Origin of the sequence: Massilia sp. (genome assembly GCF_031995545.1) — a bacterium.
Classification (GTDB): domain Bacteria; phylum Pseudomonadota; class Gammaproteobacteria; order Burkholderiales; family Burkholderiaceae_D; genus Telluria.
The window spans coordinates 14,986-37,222 of the sequence record NZ_DAMAGA010000002.1 but is presented as its reverse complement, the minus strand read 5'-3'; the positions used below and the strand labels follow the sequence as shown (position 1 = coordinate 37,222).

The window sequence follows — 22,237 nt, the reverse complement described above, 5'->3', positions numbered from 1 at the left end:
TCCGCGCCCGTTTTGCGTTTACGTCGTTCATTCGGCAGCGAACGGTGTAAATCGGCGTTAAGCGTCGGCCGCCGGGCTAGTTTAGTGGCTAATTATTGGACAACTCAGTGTACGTTACGAAACATATCGTTGGAAAGGCCCATGCTAAAGTCATTGTGAGCCGTATTGTGCAATTGGCATACATATCGAACGAACAAGGACAAGCATGGACCAGCATTCCCCGATCACTCCTCCTGGCACCCGACCCGCGCGCACCCGCCGCAACCGCATCGTCGGCAGCGTCATCGCCGTGCTGGCGATGGTGGCGCTCGGCTGGCTGGCCTGGTCGCTGACGCATCAGCCGGCCGGGCCTGGCGTCGGCCCGGGCGGCGCAGGGGCGGGCAGGGGTGCCGGTGGTCCCGGCGGCGGGGGCCCGGGCGGCGGTGGGCCCGGTGGCGGGCGTGGCGGCCCGGCCACCACGGTCGGTGTCGCTACCGCCGAGACGGCGGATATCCCGGTCACGCTCGACGCACTCGGCACCGTGGTCGCGGCGGCCACCGCCACCGTGCGCCCGCAGGTATCCGGCGTGGTCCAGAAAATTCATTTCACCGAAGGCCAGCTGGTGAAACCCGGCCAGGTGCTGGCCACGATCGACCCGCGCCCGTTCGAGATGGCGCTGCTGCAGGCGCGCGGCCAGCGCCAGCGCGACGAAGCGCAGCTGGAAAGCGCACGCGTGATCCTGGGCCGCTACCGCACCCTGCTGGAACAGGACTCGATCGCGCGCCAGGAAGTCGACACCCAGGCCGCGCTGGTCAAGCAGTTGGAAGGTACCGTCATGACCGACAAGGCGGCCGAAGGCACCGCCCAGCTGAACCTGGGTTACGCCACGGTGCGCGCCCCGATCGGCGGCCGGGTCGGCCTGCGCACGGTGGACGTCGGCAACCTGGTCGGCAGCGGCGACGCCAATGGCATCGCCGTGATCACCCAGCTGGCGCCGATCGACGTCGAATTCGCGGTCCCGCAAGACAATCTGCCGCTGCTGCAGCAGCGCATCGCACAGAACGCCAAGCTGCCGGCCACCGCGCTGGACCGCACCCGCACCGAGAACCTGGCCGTCGGCAGCTTCATCGCCCTCGACAACCAGGTCGACACCCAGACCGGCACCGTGCGTGCCAAGGCGCGCTTCGCCAACGGCGACGCCAAGCTGTTCCCGAGCCAGTTCGTGAACCTGCGCCTGACCGTCAACAACATCCCCGACGCGGTAATGGTGCCGGTGACGGCGCTGCGCCACGGCGCCAACGGCGACTTCGTGTACGTGCTCAACCCACAGGCGCGTACCGTCTCTCTGCGCAATGTGACGCGCGGCGAATCGACGGTGGACAAGGTGCAGATCCGCACCGGGCTGAGGGCGGGAGAGCAGGTGATTACCGAAGGCGCGGACCGGTTGCGCGATGGTGCCAGTGTGGTACTGCCGGGCGATAAGCCGGCCGGTGCGCGCGGGCAGGGTGGACAGGGCGGTCGCCAGGGGCAGGGCGCGGCGCAGGGCGAAGGCCAACGTCAAGGCCGTCCGGCGCAGGGAGCGCAGCAATGATGTTGTGGTTCCCTGGTCATGCCGGCGCCGGATCCGCCGCACCGCATGAGGCCCACGCATGAGCCCATCCGCCCCGTTCATCCAGCGCCCGGTCGCCACGGCCCTCCTGATGCTGGCCATCGTCCTCTCGGGCCTGGTCGGCTACCGCTTCCTGCCGCTGTCCGCGCTGCCGCAGGTCGACTTCCCGACCATCCAGGTCCAGACCCTGTACCCCGGCGCCAGCCCGGAAGTGATGGCGCGCACCGTCACCGCACCGCTGGAGCGCCAGTTCGGCCAGATGGCAGGCCTCACGCGCATGAGTTCGACCAGCGCCTCGGGCGTCTCGATCGTCACCCTGCAGTTCGGCCTCGGCGAAACCCTCGACGTGGCCGAGCAGGAAGTGCAGGCCGCGATCAATGCGGGCGGCTCACTGCTGCCGACCGACCTGCCGGCGCCGCCGGTGTACGCCAAGGTCAATCCGGCCGATGCGCCGGTGCTGACCCTGGCCATCACTTCCGACACGCTGCCGCTGACCGAAGTCCAGAACCTGGTCAACACGCGCCTGGCGCTGAAGATCAGCCAGGTGTCGGGCGTCGGGCAAGTGTCACTGTCCGGCGGCCAGCGTCCCGCAGTCCGTATTCAGGCCGATACCGAGGCGCTGGCCTCGTACGGCCTGGGCCTCGACTCGCTGCGCACCGCGATCACCTCGGCCAACGCCAACAGCGCCAAGGGCAGCTTCGACGGCCCCACGCGTTCGTACGCGATCAACGCCAACGACCAGCTGGTCACGGTGCCCGACTACCAGAACCTGATCGTCGCCTACCGTAACGGCGCCCCGGTGAAGCTCACTGAAGTGGCGCGCGTGGTCGACAGCGCCGAGAACGTGCGCCTGGGTGCCTGGGCCAATATGAAGCCGGCCATCATCCTCAACGTCCAGCGCCAGCCGGGCGCCAACGTGATCGCCACCGTCGATGCGATCAAGGCGCGCCTGCCCGAATTGCAGGCCGGCCTGCCGACCGCCCTGCGCATGGACGTGCTGAGCGACCGCACCGCCGGCATCCGCGCCTCGGTGCACCACGTGCAGCTCGAACTGGTGCTGGCGGTGGTGCTGGTGGTGCTGGTGATCTTCGCCTTCCTGCATAGCCTGCGCGCGACCGTGATCGCCAGCCTGTCGGTGCCGATCTCGCTGATCGGCAGCTTCGGCGTGATGTACCTGCTCGGCTACAGCCTGAACAACCTGTCATTGATGGCCTTGACCATCGCCACCGGCTTCGTGGTCGACGATGCGATCGTCATGATCGAGAACATCGCACGCTACATCGAAGAAGGCGAGAAGCCGATGGCGGCCGCCATCAAGGGCGCGGCGCAGATCGGCTTCACCATCATCTCGCTGACCGTGTCGCTGATCGCGGTGCTGATCCCGCTGCTGTTCATGGGCGATGTGGTGGGACGGCTGTTCCGCGAATTCGCGGTGACGCTGGCGATCACGATCCTGATCTCGGCGGTGGTGTCCCTGACGCTGGTGCCGATGATGTCGGCGCGCTGGCTGCGTAGCCATGAACAGGAAAAGCCGAGCCGTTTCGCCGTCAAGTTCCAGGCCTTTTTCGATCGCGTGATCGAGAAATATGACGTGGCGCTGGGCTGGGTGCTGGCGCGCCAGGGCCTGACGCTGCTGGTGGCGCTCGGCACGCTGGTGCTGACCGCGCTGCTGTGGATGGTCATCCCGAAAGGCCTGTTCCCGACCCAGGACACCGGCCAGCTGCAGGCCCGCGTGCAGGCGCGCCAGTCGATCTCGTACACCGACATGGCGAAATTGCAGCAGGAAGCGGCGCGCCAGATCATGGCCGACCCCGAGGTCGCCTCGGTCGCTTCCTATGTCGGCGTCGATGCCGCCAACAACTCCATGCTGCACACCGGCACCATGCTGATCAACCTGAAGGCCGACCGCGGCAACCAGGACGAGATCATGACCCGCCTGCGCAAGCGTGTGGCCAACGTCGCCGGCCTGACGCTGTTCCTGCAGCCGACCCAGGACCTGACCATCGACGCCGAAAGCGGCCCGACCCAATACCGGCTGTCGATCGAAGGCGCCGACAGCGAAACCGTCAACGAGTGGGCGCGCAAGCTCACCCAGAAGCTGGGCAGCGTGCCCGAGGTGCGCAATGCCGTCACCGACGCCGGCGCGGTGGGCGCCGCCGCCTTTGTCGACATTGACCGCGACACCGCCTCGCGCCTGTCGATCACCGCATCGGCCATCGACGACGCCCTGTACAGCGCGTACGGCCAGCGCATCGTCTCGACCATCTTCACCGAGACCAACCAATACCGCGTGATCCTGGAAGCGCAGCAGGACGAAGCGATGTCGCTCGACGCCCTGAGCCGCCTGCAGCTGCGCACCGGTTCCGGTTCGCCCACGCCGCTGTCGGCGATCGCCACCGTCAGCGAGCGTGCCGCGCCGCTGCAGATCAACCACGTGGCGCAGTACCCGGCCGCCACTGTCGGTTTCGATACCGCGTCCGGCGCATCGCTGGGCCAGGCCGTGAATGCGATCCGCGCCGCCGCCGAAGAGCTCAAGCTGCCGCCATCGGTGAGCATGACCTTCCTCGGCGCCTCGGGCGCCTACGAAGCTTCGCTGTCGAACCAGCTGTGGCTGATCCTGGCCGCGGTGGTGTGCGTCTACATCGTCCTCGGCGTGCTCTATGAAAGCTACATCCACCCGCTGACCATCCTGTCGACGCTGCCGTCGGCCGGCGTCGGCGCGCTGCTGGCGCTGTGGGTCAGCGGCCAGGGGCTGGGTGTGATCGGCATCATCGGCATCATCCTCCTGATCGGCATCGTCAAGAAGAACGCGATCATGATGATCGACTTCGCGATCGAGGCCGAGCGCGAGCAGGGCAAGTCGCCGCTCGACGCGATCCGCCAAGCCGCGCTGCTGCGCTTCCGTCCGATCCTGATGACGACGCTGGCGGCGCTGTTCGCGGCGGTGCCGCTGATGCTGGGCTGGGGCGAGGGCGCCGAACTGCGCCGGCCGCTGGGCCTGGCCATCTTCGGTGGCCTGATCCTGAGCCAGCTGCTGACGCTGTTCACCACGCCGGTGATCTATCTGGCGTTCGACCGTACCGCGCGGCGCTGGACCGGCAAGGCTCCGCATAAAACTGAACAGGCGGGCGCATGAACCTGTCGGCTCCTTTCGTCCGGCGTCCGATCGCCACGGTCCTCTTGACACTGGGCCTGGCGCTGGCCGGCATCGCCGCCTTCTTCGTGCTGCCGGTGTCGCCGCTGCCGCAGGTCGACTATCCGACCATTTCGGTATCGGCCTCGCTGCCGGGTGGCAGCCCGGAGACCATGGCGTCGAGCGTGGCCACGCCGCTCGAACGAAGACTAGGCGTGATCGCGGGCGTCAACGAGATGACTTCGAGCAGCAGCACCGGCTCGACCCGCATCAACCTGCAGTTCGAACTGAATCGCAAGATCGATTCGGCCGCGCGCGAAGTGCAGGCCGCGATCAACGCCGCGCGCGCCGACCTGCCGGCCACGCTGCGCAGCAACCCGACCTATCGCAAGGCCAATCCCTCCGACGCGCCGGTGATCATCCTGGCGCTGACCTCCAAGACCCGCACCCCGGGCCAGATCTACGAGGCGGTGTCGAACCTGGTGCAGCAGCGCCTGGCCCAGGTGCCGGGCGTGGGCGAAGTCGAGATCGGCGGCGGCTCGCTGCCGGCGGTGCGCGTCGAGCTGGTGCCATATTCGATGAACCGCTATGGCGTCTCGAGCGAAGACGTGCGCGCCGCGATCCAGGCCAGCAATCCGAACCGCCCGAAAGGCGAGATCGTCGACGGCGGCAACCGCCTGCAGATCTATTCGCAGCCCGCCACCAGTGGCGACGGCCGCACCGCCGCCGACTACCGTGACCTGGTGGTGGCCTGGCGCGACGGCGCCGCGGTGCGCCTGTCCGATGTGGCGCAGGTGTTCGATGGACCCGAGAACATCAATACGCTGGGCCTGTTCAACGGCGAGCCGGCGGTGATCGTGCTGGTCACGCGCCAGCCGGCCGCCAACGTGATCGAAACCGTGGACGGCGTGCGCGACCTGCTGCCGACGCTGCAGGCGCAGCTGCCGGGCGACATCAACCTGGCGGTGGCCTCGGACCGCACCAACTCGATCCGCGCCTCGCTGCACGAGATCGAGTTCACCCTGATCCTGTCGATCGTGCTGGTGGTGCTGGTGGTGAGCGTGTTCCTGCGCAGCTTGCGCGCCACCGTGGTGCCGGCGGTGGCCACCGTGGTCTCGCTGCTGGGCACCTTCGGCGTGATGTGGATGCTCGGCTTCTCGCTCAACAACCTGTCGCTGATGGCGCTGACGGTGGCCGCCGGCTTTGTGGTCGACGACGCCATCGTGGTATTGGAAAACACCGCGCGTCATATCGAGAACGGCATGGACCGCATGCAGGCGGCGCTGCTCGGCGCGCGCGAGGTCGGCTTTACGGTGCTGTCGATTTCGCTGTCGCTGGTGGCGGTGTTCATTCCACTGCTGTTCATGGGTGGGCAGGTGGGACGGCTGTTCCGCGAATTCGCGGTGACGCTGTCGGCGGCGGTGATGATCTCGCTGGTGATTTCATTGACCACCACGCCGATGATGTGCGCCTGGCTGCTGCGCAAGGAAGACAAGGAAAAGAAGCCGGGCCGCCTGGCACGCTGGTCGGAGAACGGTTTCGGCCGCATCCTGCGTGTGTATGAGCACGCACTGGACTGGGCGCTGGACAGCAAACTGCTGGTGATGATCATCCTGCTGTTCACGGTGGCGCTCAACGTGTATTTGTTTTCAAGCGCGCCAAAAGGCTTCTTCCCGCAGCAGGATTCGGGCCAGATGAACGGCGGCATCCGCGCCGACCAGAGCATCTCGTTCCAGGCCATGCAGCAGAAGCTGCGCCAGCTGGTCGAGATCATCCGCAAGGACCCGGCGGTGGATACCGTGGTCGCCTTTACCGGCGGCGGGCGCGCCGGCGGTGGCTTCATGTTCGTCAACCTTAAACCCGTGGACGAGCGCGACGTCGCGGCCCAGGCCGTGATCGCGCGCCTGCGTCCGCAGCTGGCGAAAGTCACCGGCGTCACCATCTTCCTGAATCCGGTGCAAGACCTGCGCATGGGCGGGCGTTCCAGCAACTCCACCTACCAGTACACGCTCAAGAGCGACAATGCCGAAGACCTGAAGCAGTGGGCCAGCCGCCTGGCCGAATCGATGAAGGCGCAGCCGGCGCTGGTCGATGTCGATACCGACCAGGCCGAGAACGGCGTCGAGACCTTCGTCACCATCGACAAGGAGACCGCCTCGCGCCTGGGCATCAGCACGCGCGACGTCACCAATGCGCTGTACAACGCCTTCGGCCAGCGCCAGGTGGCGAACATCTACGATGAACTGAACCAGTACCACGTGGTGATGGGCGTGGCGCAGCGTTATGCGCTGTCGCCGGAAGCGCTGCGCGACGTGTACGTGCCGGCGCGCGGCAACAGCGCCAGCACCACCACGGCGTCGAGCGGCACGGGAACGAGTGTTGCCACCGGCACCATCGGCACCCCGGCCGCCACCGGCAGCGCGGGCGCGGGCGCCTCGACGTCGAACCTGACCGCCGCGCGCGACCCGTCCGCCGGCCAGGCGCTGGCCAGCAGCGCCGCCACCATGGTGCCCTTGATGTCGGTGGCGAAGTTCGCCGAGAGCTCGACCCCGACCTCGGTCAGCCACCAGGACGGCGAGCTGGCCACCACCGTGTCGTACAACCTGGCCGAAGGCTTCAACATGGCCGACGGCGAAGCGGCGGTGCGCCAGGCCGAAGCCGACATCGGCATGCCGAGCAATGTACGCGGCAGCTTCCAGGGCCAGGCGCGCGCGGCGCAGGAGTCGAACGAAGAGCAGCCGATGCTGATCGCGGCCGCGATCATCGTCATCTACATCGTGCTCGGCATCCTGTACGAAAGCCTGGTGCATCCGGTGACGGTGCTGTCCACGCTGCCGTCGGCCGGCGTCGGCGCGGTGCTGGCGCTGCTCTTGTTCAAGATGGAGTTCTCGATCATCGCCTTGATCGGGGTGTTCCTATTGATCGGCATCGTCAAGAAGAACGCGATCCTGATCATCGACTTCGCGCTCGAAGCCGAGCGCGCGCGCGGCCTCTCGGCCATGGAGGCGGTGCGCGAAGCCTGCATGCTGCGCTTCCGTCCGATCCTGATGACGACCCTGGCCGCGGCGCTGGGGGCGCTGCCGCTGGCGATCGGCTTCGGCGAAGGCTCCGAGCTGCGCCGTCCGCTGGGCATCGCCATCATCGGCGGCCTGATCGCCAGCCAGCTGCTCACGCTGCTCACCACGCCGGTGGTCTACGTCCTGATGGACAAGCTGCGCACCAAGAAGCCGGGCGAAGCAGCCCTGACCCGCCATCCCCACCAGGACGACGGTCCGTCCCTAGCGAAAACCTGATCTCTATGCGAAATACTGTTCCTTATCGTCTGACCCTTCTCGCCGTCGCTGCCGCCATTGCCGGCTGCACGGTGGGGCCGACCTACCAGCGTCCCGAGCCGCTGCAAGCCGGCACGCTGCCGGCCAACTTCAAGGAGCTCGCCGGCTGGGTGCCGGCCGCGCCGGCCGATGCGCTCGAACGCGGCCCGTGGTGGACCTTGTTCGCCGATCCGGAACTGGATCGCCTGGCGGCCCAGGTCGAGACCGCGAACCAGAACGTGGCGGTGGCGGTGGCCAATTACGCACAGTCGCGCGCCCTGGTGGCGCAGCAGCGCGCCTCGCTGTTCCCGGTGGTGTCGCTCAGCGCCGGCGCCGACCGTGCCGGTGGCGGCGAGCGCAGCGCCGACAATGCTTACCGGGTGCAGATCGGGGCCAGCTGGGAGCCGGACGTGTTCGGCCGCCTGCGTAATGCAGTCACGGTATCCGAAGCGAACGCGCAAGCTACCGCCGCCGACCTGGCCAGCGCGCGCCTGGCGGCCCAGGGCGAACTGGCCATCAACTACTTCTCGCTGCGCCAGACCGACGCCCAGCGCGAGATGCTGGCCTCGACCATCGAAGGCTACGAACGGGTGCTGCAGATTACCTCGAACCGTTTCGCGGCCGGGGTCTCGGCGCGCTCCGACGTGCTGCAGGCCCAGACCCAGCTTGCCACCGCGCGCAGCGACGCGCTCGGCCTGGAGCGCCAGCGCGCCCAGCTCGAACATGCGATCGCGGTGCTGGTCGGGCGCGCGCCGTCCGACTTCTCGATCGCCCCCGCGCCGTGGCAGGTGGCGGTGCCGGAGGTGCCGGCCGGGGTGCCGTCGACGCTGCTGCAGCGCCGTCCCGACATCGCCGCGGCTGAACGCGACGTGGCGGCGGCGAATGCCGACATCGGCATCGCGCGCTCGGCCTACTTTCCCAACTTCGGCCTGAGCGCGGCCTACGGCAACACTACCAGCCGCGTGGGTGATCTGTTCTCGGCCTCCGCCGCGGCCTGGTCGTTCGGCCTGTCGGCGGCGCAGACCCTGTTCAATGCCGGCGCCACCCGCGCCAGCGTGGAAGGGGCCGAAGCCAGGCATCAAGCAACGGTCGCGCGCTACCGCCAGGTGGTGCTCGATTCTTTTGCCGATGTCGAGAACCAGCTGGCGGCGACGCGCGTGCTGTCCCAGCAGCAGGTGCTGCGCGCCGAGGCGGCGCAAGCGGCGGGGATGGTCGAAGAGCAGATCCTGAACCGCTACAAGGCGGGGCAGGTGAGCTACACCGAGGTGGTGCAGGCCCAGGTCACGGCGCTGAATGCGCGGCGCAACCTGGTGCAGGTGCAGGCCGACCGCCAGACGGCGGCGGTGGCGCTGATCCAGTCGCTGGGCGGCGGCTGGAACGAGGCGGCGCTGGTTCAATAAACTTAGTAGAGCACGACCGAGCGGATCGATTCGCCCGACTTCATCAGGTCGAAGCCTTCGTTGATGCGTTCCAGCGGCAGGCGGTGCGTGATCAGGTCGTCGATATTGAGCTTGCCTTCCATGTACCAGTCGACGATCTTCGGCACGTCGGTGCGCCCGCGCGCGCCACCGAAGGCCGAGCCCTTCCATTCGCGCCCGGTCACCAGCTGGAACGGGCGGGTGGCGATCTCGGCGCCGGCTTCGGCTACGCCGATGATGAACGACTGGCCCCAGCCTTTATGGGTGCACTCGAGCGCCTGGCGCATGGTGGTGGTGTTGCCGATGCATTCGAAGCTGTAGTCGGCGCCGCCGTCGGTGATCTGGACGATGGCGTCGACCACGTTGCCGGCCGCATTGTCGTCCATCCTCGGATTGATGAAGTGGGTCATGCCGAACCTGCGCGCCATGTCTTCCCGTGCCGGGTTGATGTCGACCCCGATGATCTTGTCGGCGCCGACCATCTTGGCCGCCTGGATCACGTTCAGGCCGATGCCGCCCAGGCCGAACACCACCACGTTGGCGCCGGCTTCGACCTTGGCCGAGAACAGCACCGCGCCGACACCGGTGGTGACGCCGCAGCCGATGTAGCAGACCTTGTCGAACGGCGCGTCCTCGCGGATTTTCGCCAGCGCGATCTCCGGCACCACGATGTAGTTGGAAAAGGTCGAAGTGCCCATGTAGTGGAACAGCGGCTTGCCGTCGAGAGAGAAACGGGACGTAGCGTCGGGCATCAGGCCACGGCCTTGGGTCGAGCGGATCGCCTGGCACAGGTTGGTCTTGCGCGACAGGCAGAATTTGCACTGGCGGCATTCCGGCGTGTACAGCGGAATGACGTGGTCGTCCTTTTTGAGGGTGGTCACGCCGGGGCCGACATCGACCACCACGCCCGCGCCTTCATGTCCCAGGATGGCCGGGAACAGGCCTTCGGGGTCGGCGCCCGACAGGGTGTAGTAATCGGTGTGGCAGATGCCGGTGGCTTTCAGTTCCACCAGCACTTCGCCCGCGCGTGGGCCCTGCAGATCGACTTCTTCGATGGTCAGGGGGGCGCCGGCGCGCCATGCTACTGCTGCTTTGGTCTTCATGGGTTGTTCGTGTCGAGTCAAATGGAATGACGCGATTCTGGCGCCGCCGTCGCGCGGGCGCCAGGGCAGGGCCGGAGAATGGCAGGATTTGGTGCAATAATGACCGGATCGTCAGTCTGCCGCGTTTCTCTCCATGCACCGATCCATCATCAAGGCGGCCATCACCGTCGACATCATCGTCTACCCCGGCTTCAAGGCCATGGAAGCGATCGGACCGATGTCGGTGTTCGAGTACGCCAACCTGCACCTGCAGCGGCGCGGCAAGCCGGCCGGCTACGATGTGCGCATCGCCTCGGAACGCGTCGGACCGGTGCGCTCGGACACCCTGATGTCGCTCGATGCCACCAAGGTGTTTGACGCGCTGGCCCTGCCGGACAACGCGATCATTGTCGGTGCGCGCCACATCGATGCAGCGCTGGCCGAAGGACAGGCGCTGGTGGAGTGGGTGGCCGCCGCCGCGCCGCGCATCGGCCAGCTCACGGCGCTGTGCTCGGGCGCGCTGTTCCTGGCCGCGGCAGGGGTGCTGGACGGCCAGCGCGCCACCACCCACTGGAGCGTGGCCGAGCGCCTGCGCACGCAGTATCCGGCGGTCGAGGTCGATGCCGACGCCATCTTCATCCGCTCGGGGACCATCTGGACTTCGGCCGGCGTGACCGCCGGGATCGACCTGGCGCTGGCGCTGGTGGAACGCGATTTCGGCCGCGAGCTGGCGCTCGAGGTCGCGACGGAGATGGTGGTGTTCCTGAAGCGTCCCGGCGGCCAGTCGCAGTTCAGCGCGCACCTGCTCAGCGAACGCACGGCGCGGCCGAACATCCGTGAATTGCAGGCCTGGATCCTGGATAACCTGCACCAGCGCCTGCCGGTGGCCGAGCTGGCCGAGAAGGCGATGATGAGCGAGCGCCATTTTGCCCGCGTGTTCCAGCAGGAAGCCGGGATGAGCACCCAGGAATTCATCGAGGCCAGCCGCTTCGAGCGCGCCACCCGGCTGCTGGCCAGTCTCGACCTGCCGCTCAAGACGGTGGCCGCGCGCGCCTGCTTTCACGACGAAGCGCACATGCGGCGCGTGTTCATGAAAAAACTCGGCATCACGCCCAAGATGTACCGCGAGCGCTTCGTCACCACCGGCGTCGGCGCCGAAGCGGCAGCGTGACCACGTGCGGCCATGCCGCGGGCATATAATGCCGCTATCTGATGCAGGACTGACGCTATGAAAAAATGGATCGATCGTATGCTGGGCGGGGATGACAAGGCGGCGCGCAGCGAAGCGCCGGCCGCCGCCGAACCCGGGGCCGACGCGGAGCAACTGTCCCTGGAAGTCGACGCCGCCTATTACCGCTGGCTGACCGCGTCCAGCGGCTACCAGGCCACGCCGGAGGCCGAGGAACACATCCTCGACCTGGTGCGCACGCTGGCGGCCGACCCGGCGGCGGCCGCCGGCCTGGTACCGCGTATCCCGGAACTGATTCCGCAACTGCTGCGCGACCTGGCCGACGACAACGTTTCGGCCGGCGACCTGGCGCGCCAGGTCGAGCGCGACCTGGTGCTGGTGGCCGAGGTGATCCGCGAAGCCAACAGCGCCTATTACCGGCCGCTGCAGCCGGTCAAGTCGCTCGACGCTGCGCTGATGATGATCGGCCAGAACGGCCTGCGCATGCTGCTGGCGCGTATCGCCTTCCGTCCGCTGATCCAGATGCAGGAGGGCGGCTTCGCGCGCCAGGCGGCGCCGACGATCTGGAACCAGTCCGAGAAATGCGCGCTGGCGGCCAGCCTGATGGCGCCCGGCCTGGGCGCCGGCGTGTTCGAATCCTACCTGGCCGGCCTGATGCAGAACCTGGGACTGATCGTGGCGCTGCGCCTGGCGGGCCGCGCCAGCGACGAGGGCAAGATTCCCGGTTCGAGCGAATTCGGCCGGCGCCTGTTCGACGTCAGCCGCCAGCTGTCGGCCACCATCGCCGGACACTGGGAATTTCCGCAGGACGTGGTGGACGGCATCGCCGGCGTCGGCCGTCTCGATGCCACCGCGCTGTCCGGCGCGCTGGAGCGCGGCGACCAGATCGCCAAGCTGCGCCTGCTGCTTGACGCCCACGTGGTGGACGAGGACGACGTGCTGGTATCTGGCAGCCTGGATAATTTCGAGCGGCGCTGCCTGGGCAAGCTGGGCGCGCTGGACGGCGCCGGCTGAAGAATCGGCCGCGCGGCCGGGCTTTGTGAGGAGATCGCCATGAGGATGAGCACCGAACACCTGAAGCAGCTGCGCGAAGCCAAGCGGCTGCTGGAAAACCCCGGCCTGGCCGCCCGCATGAGCAACCTGGTCGGCTCGCCGATCGAGTCGGCCATCGACCGTCTGCCGGCGTCGTGGCAAAAGCGCGTCGGCAGCGCCACCGAGAACGCGCTGCAGCACGCGATGCGCGGCGCGCTGTTCACCCTGGGCGACGATGAACAAAAGACCGCGTCACCGCGCCTGCACAAATTCGCGGCCAGCGTTTCGGGCGGCGTCGGCGGGGCGTTCGGTTTGCCCGGTCTGCTGGTCGAGCTGCCGCTGTCGACAGTGATCATGCTGCGCTCGATCGCCGACATCGCGCGCGCCAACGGCGAAGCGCCGGGCGAGGCCGCCACCCAGATCGAATGCCTGCGCATCCTGGCGCTGGGCGGGCCGAGCGACGGCGACGACGCCGCCGAATCGGGATATTTTGCGATGCGCATCGCGCTGGCGCGCGCCGTGACCGAGGCCACCCAGGCGCTGGCGGCCAAGTCAGTGAATGTGGCCACCGCGCCGGCGCTGCTGCGCCTGATCGCGGTGGTGGCCGCGCGCTTTCAGGTGCATGTGACGCAGAAGGCCGCCACCATGATGGTGCCGGCGCTGGGTGCGGTCGGCGGCGCGACCATCAACCTGCTGTTCATGGACCACTTCCAGAACATGAGCCGCGGCCACTTCGCGCTGCGCCGGCTGGAGCGCGAGTACGGTGAGGCGCTGGTGCGGCGCCAGTACCATGCGATCACGCCTGATCGTGCGCCGGCGGCGCTGGCGGGCTTGCTGGCCTGAGCGCGGTTGTGCCCAGCTAACAGGCGCTGGCCTTACTGAGAGCGGAGCGCATTCCTGCGCCAGGCCTTATTCGTCGAGCTTGATCACCGCGAACGTTACGGTCTTCAGCGCTGCACCCGGCCGCCAGGGCGGGTTGATGACCGAGATGTCGTGGATGCCCATGCGTCCAAAATCCTCCAGCGAGTAGGTCCAGCCGAGTACCTTCGGGTCGTCACGGTAGAGCTTCTGGTAGCGCTCTTCCTGGCCCAGCGTGACGTAATCCGCGCGCACGCCGAGCGCTTTTAGATAGGCTTGTTCCTTGACGGCGTCGCCTTTGATCGACGCGGTCATCTGATCGATCAGCGTCTGGCATTCCTTCGGCGGCATCGCGTCGAGCATCTTTTTTGTGGATTCGCCGTAGCTGAAGCTCGTGCTGCTCAAACCACCGTGCAGACCAATGACGGCAAAGTTGCTGACCACCTTATGCGCCCCCGCCGGGAACACGTAGTTGGCGCAGGACGAAAGACAATACTCCAGCACCTTGATGTCGAGCTTGTGGTCGTGGACCCACTGGCCCAGCGCCATGCCCTCAGTGGTCGGCCCGCCCTTGCTTCGGATCGCCAGCGTGTCCGGTTTGTCCTTCAGGCTGTCGTACAAGGCGAACAGTTTGGCATTAGCCTGTTCGTCGAGCGGACCGACATAATGTAGTCCACTTTGATCGTGAAAGACCTGGGTGGTGTTGGCCGCGCAGACCATGGAAGAGACGAACAGGAGCGGCAGCACAAAGGGGAGGGCGATCGGACGCATCGATAGGGCCATAACGAAGAGGAAGAGCGATTTTAACAAGCGCACTTTGGCCCAAGCTCACCAAATGTCACGTCGCAGGTCGATCAAGCTATCCGTTACTGACTAACGCATTCTGCGCTCAAGGCTTTCGAAACACGATCGCATGCTGGATCGGCAGCGACTTGATGCTGCGTTCCCATTTCAGGCCATGTGCCGTGGCTTCGCGCCGTATCTGCGTCTCGCTCATCTTGTGCAGTGGCTTGATCGCGACTGCCGGATCCTCGGCGCGATATTCGACGAAGACGACACGCCCACCCGGCTTGAGGGCGGCGACGATGCTGTCGAGGACTTCCGCGGGATAGGCGAGCTCGTGATAGACATCGACCATGATTGCCAGGTCAACGCTGGACGGCGGCAGTTTGACGGTGGTTTCGCTGCCCAGCACCGAGACCACGTTGCGCACGCCGCGCTTTGCCATCTGGCTGTCGAGCATGCGAATCATTTCCGGCTGCACGTCGACTGCATACACACGTCCGCCGGGCCCGACCTTTTTCGCCAGCTGCCAGGTGTAGTAGCCGGTGCCGGCGCCGATATCGGCCACCGTCATGCCGGGTGCCAGCGCAAGTTCCCGCAACAGCAATTCGGGCCGCTCCTCGTGTGCGCGGCTCTCGCGCTCGAGCCATTGCGCGCCTTCCCATCCCATCACGCCAGCGATCTCGCGGCCCATGTAGCGTTTGCCGATGCCATCCGGGCTGGGCGCGATGCGTTCATAGCGCGTATCGGCGGCCACTGGCTGTGCTACGGCGTCGATACTGGCGGATGACAGTAGCGTCAGTGCCGACAGGCAAGCCAGTAAGATGGGTAGCGTACGTCGGGTGGGGCAGGTGCGGCAATTGCTTGAGTGGTTGCGGCGCATGATCGGTTTCCGTATGAAGTCGCTGCCTGTAATGGCGTTGGCATGCTTGCCGTGAATCAGAATGATCAGTGTAGCTGCGTTGGCTATCTGACGCGCGTTTGCTACGGCCGGATTTTCTACATCGCTAGAAAGGCGTTGATCGACTTTCCCGTGACGATTGGCATCGAACGATGTACGCTATTGACAAGGGCTCAGCGAATTTGCGAATCGAGCCCGGCTTGTGACTCTTAGGCTGTTCATCGGGTCTTCTCCGGTGAGAACCAACCCGTTGTGACAGTATGCAAGTCTTCTGGGTTGGTTCCCACTTACGATGAGTTTAACTACCAAATTCGGCCAAAAGCGGAATAGTTTCTTATCACGCGCAGCATTATTTTTTAGACCGTATGGATATTGACGAAGCGACGTGAACCCTCCTTCTCAAGCTGAAAGCGAGGGTAGAAGCAGGTGGAGACGGGTACATGTACGGAGATCGCAGCAAGGCGATCCAAGATATTGATGCGATCCTGGCCTCCCCGTCTACGGGTGGCGTAAGGTCTATAATTTTGCCAACAGCAAATCTCCAAGAGCTTTCCATGGAGTGCGGCTGGGGAAGTGAATTCAATGACCTTGCGGCTGAGCTTGAAGAAATTTGGAGTTAGGCCAAAGGACAGACATCTGACTAGCACGCCGAAAGCCTTCCAAAACTTCCGCTTTGGATTGCAAGCGACTGTCTCTCACCTGCTTGCAACGCTACCGCGGCGCACTTCATTATCGGAAGTGATTAGTACACAACACATTGCCGACGCGTTGCATTAAACATTAATTGCAAAAGCAGTAAGCGGTGGCGATTGGCCCGCTCACGGCGCAGGGCAGATGCGATTACGCCCACTCTCCTTAGCCGTGTACAGCATCGCATCGGCCCGCAGGAACAATTCGTTTTCACTGCGCTGTTCCGGAAAACCCGCCAGCCCACCGCTGAACGAGAAGCAGCGCGTCTCGGCGCGCCCGACCTGGAACGCGATCGCGCCGAAGGCCTGGCGCATCGCATCCAGCCGCTGCCACGCCGCCGGCAAAGTGCAATCCCAGAACACCGCCACGAACTCCTCGCCGCCGAAGCGGCTGAGCAGGTCGCGCTCGCCCATGTGCGGCGCCAGCGACAGGCACAGGCGCTTGATCACGATGTCGCCGAAGTGGTGGCCCCAGGTGTCGTTGATGGTCTTGAACTTGTCGATGTCGATCACGGCGAAGGCCAGCGGCTTGTTCTCCTGCGTGGCCTGGCGGATCAGGTCCTGCGTCTTGCGCTGCAGCCCGATCTTGTTCAACAGGCCGGTGGCGCGGTCCTTGCCGATCAGGTCCTTGTTGACGCGGATCTTGCCGGCGCGGTTGACCAGTTGCGCGGTGAGCAGATCAAGGTCGCTGCGGTGCAGAATGGCGTCGAAGCCGCTCGCCAGCGCGCGCCGGGTGAGGGCGGGGTCCGGGCTGCGCTGCAGCAGCACGGTCTCGCGCACCGGATCGGCTTCGATGTTCTTGCGCAGCACGCGCGCGATGGCGTCCAGGCGCACGAATTCGCTGTCGCCGATCAGCACCAGGTCGGGCTGCAGTTCCTTGACGCGCAGGTGCAGGGTGGTGGCTTCCTTGTGGTGGATCACCTCGACCTGCTGGCGCAGCAGCGCCGCGTCGTCCAGTTCGCCGGCCGCGCCGAGCGCCACCAGCCGCACGGTGTCGCCGCGCTTCTTTTGCACGAACAGGTTAAACAGTTTATCCACCAGCACGTCATTGGCGATCGGCTTTTCGGCGTAGGCCAGGCAGTTGCTGTCCACCAGGCGCTGCTGCAGCAAAAAGCGCCCGCCCTGGCGCGCCGATTGCAGGTAGACGTATTCGCGGCCCGGCGGCAGGCGCGCGAGCAGCTCGCCCAGCATCAGGGTCTTGCGGCCGTCTCCCAGGTCGGACTGCATATTGTGCAGGGCGTCGAGGTCGATCACGAACAGGCTGGCGCCGGTGTCAAGCCCGACCGCGGCGACGAACTGCGCCAGCTCACTATAGAAGACGATGTCGAAGTCGTACTTGTGCGCGTGCAGCAGCAATTCCGCGCGGTGATCCTTGATGAAGAAGTTCTGGGACAGGAAATGTACGCGGTGTCGGTAGAGCGGCGCGTCGCTTGTCATGGTGCTGGTGCCTTCCTGGTATTTCTATCGATAACGTCAAATTAATTAACCTTCGATAGTGCCATTCGAATGTGACGCCGTGCTGACGAGGCCGCTTCAAACCGCCGTCAAGGGCGCCGCCGGGCATTGTCTTTACGCCAGAAAACACCCCCGACTATAACCCAACGGCGATATACTCCGGGCTTGCTTTTTTTCATCCTGGGGTCCACCTTGTTCAAATCCATCGTCTTGCCGGTCGTCCTGTTGGGCGCCACGGCCACTGCATTCGCCGACGAAGGCCAATGGCAACCGCATCAGCTGCCGCAGCTGAAATCCGAACTGAAACGCATCGGCATTACCATGCCGGCCGAGAAACTGGCCGACCTGTCCAAGCATCCGATGAGCGCGATCGTCTCGCTGGGCGGCTGCTCGGCTTCGTTCGTGTCGCCCGACGGCCTGGTGGTCACCAACCACCACTGCGCGTATGGCGCCATCCAGCGCAACGCGACCCCGGAAAAGAACTACATCATCAACGGCTTCCTGGCCAAGACCCGCGCCGAGGAACTGCCGGGCGGCCCGAACACCCTGGTGTACGTGACCGAGAAGGTCGAGAACGTGACCGACCGCGTGCTCAAGGGCTTGTCGCCGAACCTGTCGGGGCGCGAGCGCCACGAGCTGGTCGAGTCGCGCGTCAAGGCGCTGGTGGCCGAGTGCGAGACCGACAAGGCGTACCGCTGCTCGGTGCCGGCCTTCCACCGCGGTCTCGAGTATTACCGTATCAAGCAGCTGATGATCCGCGACGTGCGCCTGGTGTACGCGCCGTCGGACCGCATCGGCAACTACGGCGGCGACATCGACAACTACGAATGGCCGCGCCAGACCGGCGACTACTCCTTCCTGCGCGCCTACGTCGGCAAGGATGGCCGTCCGGCCGATCCGTCGCCGGACAACGTGCCGTACAAATCGAAGGACTTCCTGGTGGTCTCGGCCGAAGGCCTGAAGAACGGCGATCCGATCCTGCTGGCCGGCTACCCGGGCCGCACCAGCCGCTACAAGCTGCCGAGCGAAATCCGCTTCGCGCGCGACGTCGACTTCCCGGCCAAGGTGGCAACCATCACCGCCGACCTGTCCGTGATCGCCGCCGCGACCCAGGGCAACCCGGCCTGGGACGTGCGCTACGCCAGTGTGGCCAAGGGCCTGAACAACGTGCTCAAAAAGACGCAAGGCCTGCTGGACGGCTTCGCGCGCAAGGACATCGCCGCCATCAAGGATGTGCAGGATGCCGAGTTCCGCGCCTGGCAGAAGAGCCACCCGAGCGGTTCGGCCAACCTGCTGGCGGAACTGGATAGCGTGATCGCCCAGGACATGGCGGCGTCGCGCCAGGAAGCGGCGTGGCTTGAGGCTACCCACAGCGACCTCTTGAGGAGCGCGCGCACCCTGTACCGCCTGGCGCTCGAGCGCCAGAAGCCGGACGCCCAGCGCGAAGCCGGCTACCAGGAGCGCGACCTGTCGTTCATCCGCGCGCGCCTGACGCGCCTGGAGCAGTCGTTCGTGCCGAGCGTGGACGAAGCGCGCTACAAGGCTGCGCTGGCGCGCTACGCCCGCATCGACGCCAAGCTGCGCCCGCAAGGCATCGACGCGCTGCTGCCGCAGGCGAACATGCTGGCCGCGATGTACAAGGCCAGCGACCTGTCGAACACCGCCAGCCGCCTGGCCTGGATCGGCAAGGATCCGGACGCCTTCCGCCTGTCGAACGACCCGTTCATCCAGCTCGCCGTGCGCCTGCACGACGCCGGCATGGCACTGGAAAACCGCCGCAACGACATCGACGGTAACCTGGAACGCGTGATCCCGCAGTACATGGCGGCTGTCATCGCTTGGAAGAAGTCGCAGGGCAAGCCGGTCTACCCGGACGCCAACTCGACGCTGCGCGTGACCTACGGCACCGTCTCGCCGTACTCGCCGCGCGACGGCCTGACCAAGGGCCCGTTCACCACCGTGGACGGCATCCTGGAAAAAGAGACCGGCAAGGATCCGTTCATCGTGCCGGCCAACCTGAAGCAGGCGATCCAGCAGAAGCGCTTCGGCGTGTTCAAGGACCGTGCACTGGGCACGGTGCCGGTCAACTTCCTGTCCAGCGCCGACACCACCGGCGGCAATTCGGGTTCGGCGGTGATGAACAAGAACGGCGAACTGGTGGGGCTGAACTTCGATTCGACCTACGAATCGATCACCAAGGACTGGTACTTCGACACCGCGATCACGCGCGCGATCCACGTGGATATCCGCTACATGCTGTGGGTGATGAAGGAAGTGGATCGGGCGGATAATCTGTTGAAGGAAATGACGATCAAGTATCCGAAGAAGTGATCGTCGGCTGACGATGCGGGCCGGGAGGTAACCGGCTTGCCGTCGCCATACTATGCACGTCATCCCCGCGAAGGCGGGGACCCAAGTTTGCACGTACACCACTCACATCAAGCGCAGTGGCGACGCAAAGGACTTGGGTCCCCGCCTCCGCGGGGATGACGTTTATACGCTAACGATGTTTTCTCCGCTGTAGCTGCTCATACAATCGCATGAACGACACGCTCACCATCGCCGGCCTCACCACGACACCGCTCGAACTGATCTCCTTCGTCCTGGCCGCCGTCACCGTCATCCTGAACATCCGCCAGAAACACTGGGCCTGGCTGTTCTCGATCGTGTCGTCGGCCACCTATGCGGCGGTGTTCTTCGACGCCCGCCTGTACGGCGACATGGGCCTGCAGTTCGTGTTCGTCGCGGCCTCGATCTGGGGCTGGTACCAGTGGCTGCATGGTTCGGATCACCAGCCGCTGGTGGTCACGCGCCTGAAGTCCTCTCACCGCGTCTGGGCGCTGGCGGCCTGGCTGGTCGGCTTCGTGCTGCTCTCGACCTTCCTCGACAACTTCACCGACACCGACGTCCCGCACGCGGACGGCTTCCTCACGGCGGGCAGCCTGGTGGGCCAGCTGCTGCTGGCCAGGAAGAAGGTCGAGAACTGGCATGTCTGGATCGCGGTCGATATCCTGTACGTGGGCCTGTACCTGTACAAGGGACTGGTGCTCACCGCAGTGCTGTACGGGGTGTTCGTGCTGCTGGCGATCGCCGGCCTGCGCACCTGGTCGGCGCTGGCGCGGGAGCGCGCATGAACGTGCAGCGCATCGCGATCCTGGGCGCCGAATCGTCCGGTAAATCGACGCTGGCCGAAGCGCTGGCGCGCCGTTACGATACCGTATGGGTGCCGGAATACCTGCGCGAGTTCGTCGACACCCACGCCCGCACCCCGTACGAGGAAGACCAGTTCGGCATCGCCCGTACCCAGCGTGAGCGAGAAGACGCGGCCGCAGCGCAGGCGAATCGTTTCCTGTTCTGCGACACCACGCCGTTGATGACAGCGCTGTACAGCCGCGTGTACTGGGGCAGGGTGGATGCGCAACTGGCAGCATTCGACACGTGCCACGACTACGCTCTGACCCTGGTCACCGCGCCCGATACGCCGTGGGAGCCGGACGGGCTGCAGCGCGAATCGGAAGAAGTGCGCCAGCGCGTGCACAGCATGCTGCTCGAGACGCTGGCCGCGCGCGGGATCGGCTACGTGCTGTTGCAAGGCGACCTGCCGCACCGCATGCGGCAGGTCGAAGCACTGCTCGAACCGGCGTGATTTACGCCTTCGGCAAACCGGCCGCCAGATCGATCCACGCCTTCGGCTGCGGCTTGCCCGGCTCGCGCACGCCGAAGAACGTCACCACCAGATCGCCCCGGTCGTCATAGAACTCGACCGACGTAATCCCGGCGCGCCGCACCACGAAGCCGCTCCTGAACGCGCTGTCGCGCAGGTGCAGGTTGAAATCGGGATCGAGCACATTGAACCAGCCTTCAGCCGCCGCCACCTTGTCGATCTTGCCGCTGTAGATCTGGGTCACCGCGCCGTTGCCGAGGAAGGCCATGATCGCCACGCCGTTCTTGGATGCCCCCTCGAGCAGGTTGCGCACCGCCAGCGGCGTCACGCGTGTGGTCATGCCGGCGGGCGCGAGACGCATTGCCTGTTCGCGCGTGAGCTTGAATTCCGAGAGGATGCGGTTGAACTGGTGGACGTCGGTCATGTCCTGCCAAGCGTTATGGAATTCGGCGACATCGATCTGGCTGTCCGGTTTCTCCGGCGTCTTCGGTGTGGCGGCCGTCACACCCAGCTTGGCATCCTGACGCGGGTTCTTGTAGTCGGCCACGATCTTGTCGAACACCGGCACCCCGGCTTCGCTCCTCACATACATCTTGTGCACCGCATTGCCGCTGGCGTCGAAGAACTGCAGGCTGCGATTGACCGCACCGTCGCGCCCTGGCTGGGTGACGGCGAAAACATATTTCCACTGCACGAACTGGAAGCGCAGGTCGATCGGCCCGCCCAGATAACCGCCGGCGATATTCAGCATGCGCGCCTGGCGCTCAGTGTCGTCGGCGCTGTCGAGCGCCGTCTCGTCCTCGCGCTTGATGCGGCGCGCGACACCGGTAGTTTCGATCACGCCGTTCTCGTTGCGGCTCAGGGCCATCACCTTGCCCAGGTCGAGCGCGCGGCGCATGATCTCGCGCGGCGCGTGCTCGGTGTCGCGCAGGCGCACGACGGTGCTGCCGATGCCGGTGGCCAGCAGTTCGGCCTCGGACACGTTGAGCTGACGGGCAGCGTCGCGCGTCTGCAGCTTGGGCTGCTGGGCGCGCAGCGCGTTCCACTGGTCCAGCAGCGGCTGGGCGGCGTGGGCCTGGCCCAGGGCCAGCATCAATGCAACGGCGAGGATATGTCGATTGGTTTTCATGGGTC

General features: G+C 65.8%; 15 protein-coding genes. 10 read left to right on the top strand and 5 right to left on the bottom strand.

Annotated features, from left to right (window positions below; translation table 11 throughout):
- Nucleotides 1-205: 205 nt before the first annotated feature.
- From RTQ83_RS02000 to RTQ83_RS01985, 4 genes are read left to right on the top strand one after another with little or no spacing between them, the layout of a single operon-like run.
- Nucleotides 206-1,570, top strand: a complete 1,365-nt coding sequence (locus RTQ83_RS02000) for an efflux RND transporter periplasmic adaptor subunit (protein ID WP_312510910.1) — start codon at nt 206-208, stop codon at nt 1,568-1,570.
- Between the two features lie 58 nt (nt 1,571-1,628).
- Nucleotides 1,629-4,724 carry an efflux RND transporter permease subunit gene (locus RTQ83_RS01995; protein WP_312510909.1) on the top strand — a complete coding sequence of 1,032 codons (3,096 nt, stop codon included), beginning with the start codon at nt 1,629-1,631 and terminating at the stop codon, nt 4,722-4,724.
- Complete coding sequence (locus RTQ83_RS01990) at nt 4,721-8,014, top strand: efflux RND transporter permease subunit (RefSeq protein ID WP_312510907.1); 3,294 nt, start codon at nt 4,721-4,723, stop codon at nt 8,012-8,014. The genes RTQ83_RS01995 and RTQ83_RS01990 overlap by 4 nt, the downstream gene beginning before the upstream one ends.
- A 5-nt stretch (nt 8,015-8,019) precedes the next feature.
- Nucleotides 8,020-9,432 (top strand): efflux transporter outer membrane subunit, encoded by a 1,413-nt coding sequence (locus RTQ83_RS01985; protein ID WP_312510905.1) that lies wholly within the window; start codon nt 8,020-8,022, stop codon nt 9,430-9,432.
- 2 nt (nt 9,433-9,434) lie between these two features.
- On the opposite strand, the gene RTQ83_RS01980 is transcribed toward RTQ83_RS01985, so the two are convergent.
- Nucleotides 9,435-10,553: an S-(hydroxymethyl)glutathione dehydrogenase/class III alcohol dehydrogenase gene (locus RTQ83_RS01980; protein WP_312510903.1), complete on the bottom strand. Its 1,119-nt coding sequence runs from the start codon at nt 10,551-10,553 to the stop codon at nt 9,435-9,437.
- A gap of 133 nt (nt 10,554-10,686) precedes the next feature.
- Here RTQ83_RS01980 and RTQ83_RS01975 point away from each other — a divergent pair, with 133 nt between their 5' ends.
- The 3 genes from RTQ83_RS01975 to RTQ83_RS01965 are packed head-to-tail and all read left to right on the top strand — an operon-like array spanning nt 10,687 to nt 13,596.
- A complete protein-coding gene (locus RTQ83_RS01975; protein WP_312510902.1) occupies nt 10,687-11,703 on the top strand; it encodes a GlxA family transcriptional regulator in 1,017 nt (338 codons plus the stop codon).
- 57 nt (nt 11,704-11,760) lie between these two features.
- A complete protein-coding gene (locus tag RTQ83_RS01970; RefSeq protein WP_312510901.1) occupies nt 11,761-12,735 on the top strand; it encodes an HDOD domain-containing protein in 975 nt (324 codons plus the stop codon).
- A gap of 39 nt (nt 12,736-12,774) precedes the next feature.
- Complete coding sequence (locus RTQ83_RS01965; protein WP_312510900.1) at nt 12,775-13,596, top strand: EcsC family protein; 822 nt, start codon at nt 12,775-12,777, stop codon at nt 13,594-13,596.
- A gap of 66 nt (nt 13,597-13,662) precedes the next feature.
- Here the strand turns inward: RTQ83_RS01965 and RTQ83_RS01960 are convergent, their stop codons facing one another.
- The 3 genes from RTQ83_RS01960 to RTQ83_RS01950 form a co-directional block, all read right to left on the bottom strand.
- Entirely contained in the window at nt 13,663-14,382 is a 720-nt protein-coding gene (locus tag RTQ83_RS01960; protein ID WP_312510899.1) for a hypothetical protein, read from the bottom strand.
- 118 nt (nt 14,383-14,500) lie between these two features.
- Nucleotides 14,501-15,277 (bottom strand): class I SAM-dependent methyltransferase, encoded by a 777-nt coding sequence (locus RTQ83_RS01955; RefSeq protein WP_312510898.1) that lies wholly within the window; start codon nt 15,275-15,277, stop codon nt 14,501-14,503.
- Between the two features lie 836 nt (nt 15,278-16,113).
- On the bottom strand, nt 16,114-17,421 hold the full coding sequence (locus RTQ83_RS01950) for a GGDEF domain-containing protein (protein WP_312510897.1): 1,308 nt from the start codon (nt 17,419-17,421) through the stop codon (nt 16,114-16,116).
- 210 nt (nt 17,422-17,631) lie between these two features.
- On the opposite strand from RTQ83_RS01950, the gene RTQ83_RS01945 reads away from it, so the two are divergent.
- The 3 genes from RTQ83_RS01945 to RTQ83_RS01935 all read left to right on the top strand — a co-directional run bounded on the left by RTQ83_RS01945 (nt 17,632) and on the right by RTQ83_RS01935 (nt 21,085).
- Nucleotides 17,632-19,770: a S46 family peptidase gene (locus RTQ83_RS01945; RefSeq protein ID WP_312510896.1), complete on the top strand. Its 2,139-nt coding sequence runs from the start codon at nt 17,632-17,634 to the stop codon at nt 19,768-19,770.
- A 209-nt stretch (nt 19,771-19,979) separates the two neighbouring features.
- On the top strand, nt 19,980-20,573 hold the full coding sequence (pnuC, locus tag RTQ83_RS01940; protein ID WP_312510895.1) for a nicotinamide riboside transporter PnuC: 594 nt from the start codon (nt 19,980-19,982) through the stop codon (nt 20,571-20,573).
- The gene (locus RTQ83_RS01935; protein WP_312510894.1) at nt 20,570-21,085 is read left to right on the top strand and encodes an ATP-binding protein; all 516 of its coding nucleotides are present in this window, start codon (nt 20,570-20,572) and stop codon (nt 21,083-21,085) included. Before pnuC ends, RTQ83_RS01935 begins: the two co-directional genes overlap by 4 nt.
- Before the next feature lies 1 nt (nt 21,086).
- Here RTQ83_RS01935 and RTQ83_RS01930 read toward each other — a convergent pair whose 3' ends face one another.
- Nucleotides 21,087-22,232 (bottom strand): ChuX/HutX family heme-like substrate-binding protein, encoded by a 1,146-nt coding sequence (locus RTQ83_RS01930; RefSeq protein WP_312510893.1) that lies wholly within the window; start codon nt 22,230-22,232, stop codon nt 21,087-21,089.
- Between the last annotated feature and the right edge of the window lie 5 nt (nt 22,233-22,237).

Bases quoted from the DNA above. Each gene is read 5' to 3' on its own strand.
- RTQ83_RS01965 (WP_312510900.1), top strand. From the start codon at position 12,775: ATGAGGATGAGCACCGAACACCTGAAGCAGCTGCGCGAAGCCAAGCGG.
- RTQ83_RS01960 (WP_312510899.1), bottom strand. From the start codon at position 14,382: ATGCGTCCGATCGCCCTCCCCTTTGTGCTGCCGCTCCTGTTCGTCTCT.
- RTQ83_RS01955 (WP_312510898.1), bottom strand. From the start codon at position 15,277: ATGCGCCGCAACCACTCAAGCAATTGCCGCACCTGCCCCACCCGACGT.
- RTQ83_RS01930 (WP_312510893.1), bottom strand. From the start codon at position 22,232: ATGAAAACCAATCGACATATCCTCGCCGTTGCATTGATGCTGGCCCTG.
- RTQ83_RS01995 (WP_312510909.1), top strand. From the start codon at position 1,629: ATGAGCCCATCCGCCCCGTTCATCCAGCGCCCGGTCGCCACGGCCCTC.
- RTQ83_RS02000 (WP_312510910.1), top strand. From the start codon at position 206: ATGGACCAGCATTCCCCGATCACTCCTCCTGGCACCCGACCCGCGCGC.
- RTQ83_RS01950 (WP_312510897.1), bottom strand. From the start codon at position 17,421: ATGACAAGCGACGCGCCGCTCTACCGACACCGCGTACATTTCCTGTCC.
- RTQ83_RS01975 (WP_312510902.1), top strand. From the start codon at position 10,687: ATGCACCGATCCATCATCAAGGCGGCCATCACCGTCGACATCATCGTC.
- RTQ83_RS01935 (WP_312510894.1), top strand. From the start codon at position 20,570: ATGAACGTGCAGCGCATCGCGATCCTGGGCGCCGAATCGTCCGGTAAA.
- RTQ83_RS01970 (WP_312510901.1), top strand. From the start codon at position 11,761: ATGAAAAAATGGATCGATCGTATGCTGGGCGGGGATGACAAGGCGGCG.
- RTQ83_RS01985 (WP_312510905.1), top strand. From the start codon at position 8,020: ATGCGAAATACTGTTCCTTATCGTCTGACCCTTCTCGCCGTCGCTGCC.
- RTQ83_RS01980 (WP_312510903.1), bottom strand. From the start codon at position 10,553: ATGAAGACCAAAGCAGCAGTAGCATGGCGCGCCGGCGCCCCCCTGACC.
- pnuC (WP_312510895.1), top strand. From the start codon at position 19,980: ATGAACGACACGCTCACCATCGCCGGCCTCACCACGACACCGCTCGAA.
- RTQ83_RS01990 (WP_312510907.1), top strand. From the start codon at position 4,721: ATGAACCTGTCGGCTCCTTTCGTCCGGCGTCCGATCGCCACGGTCCTC.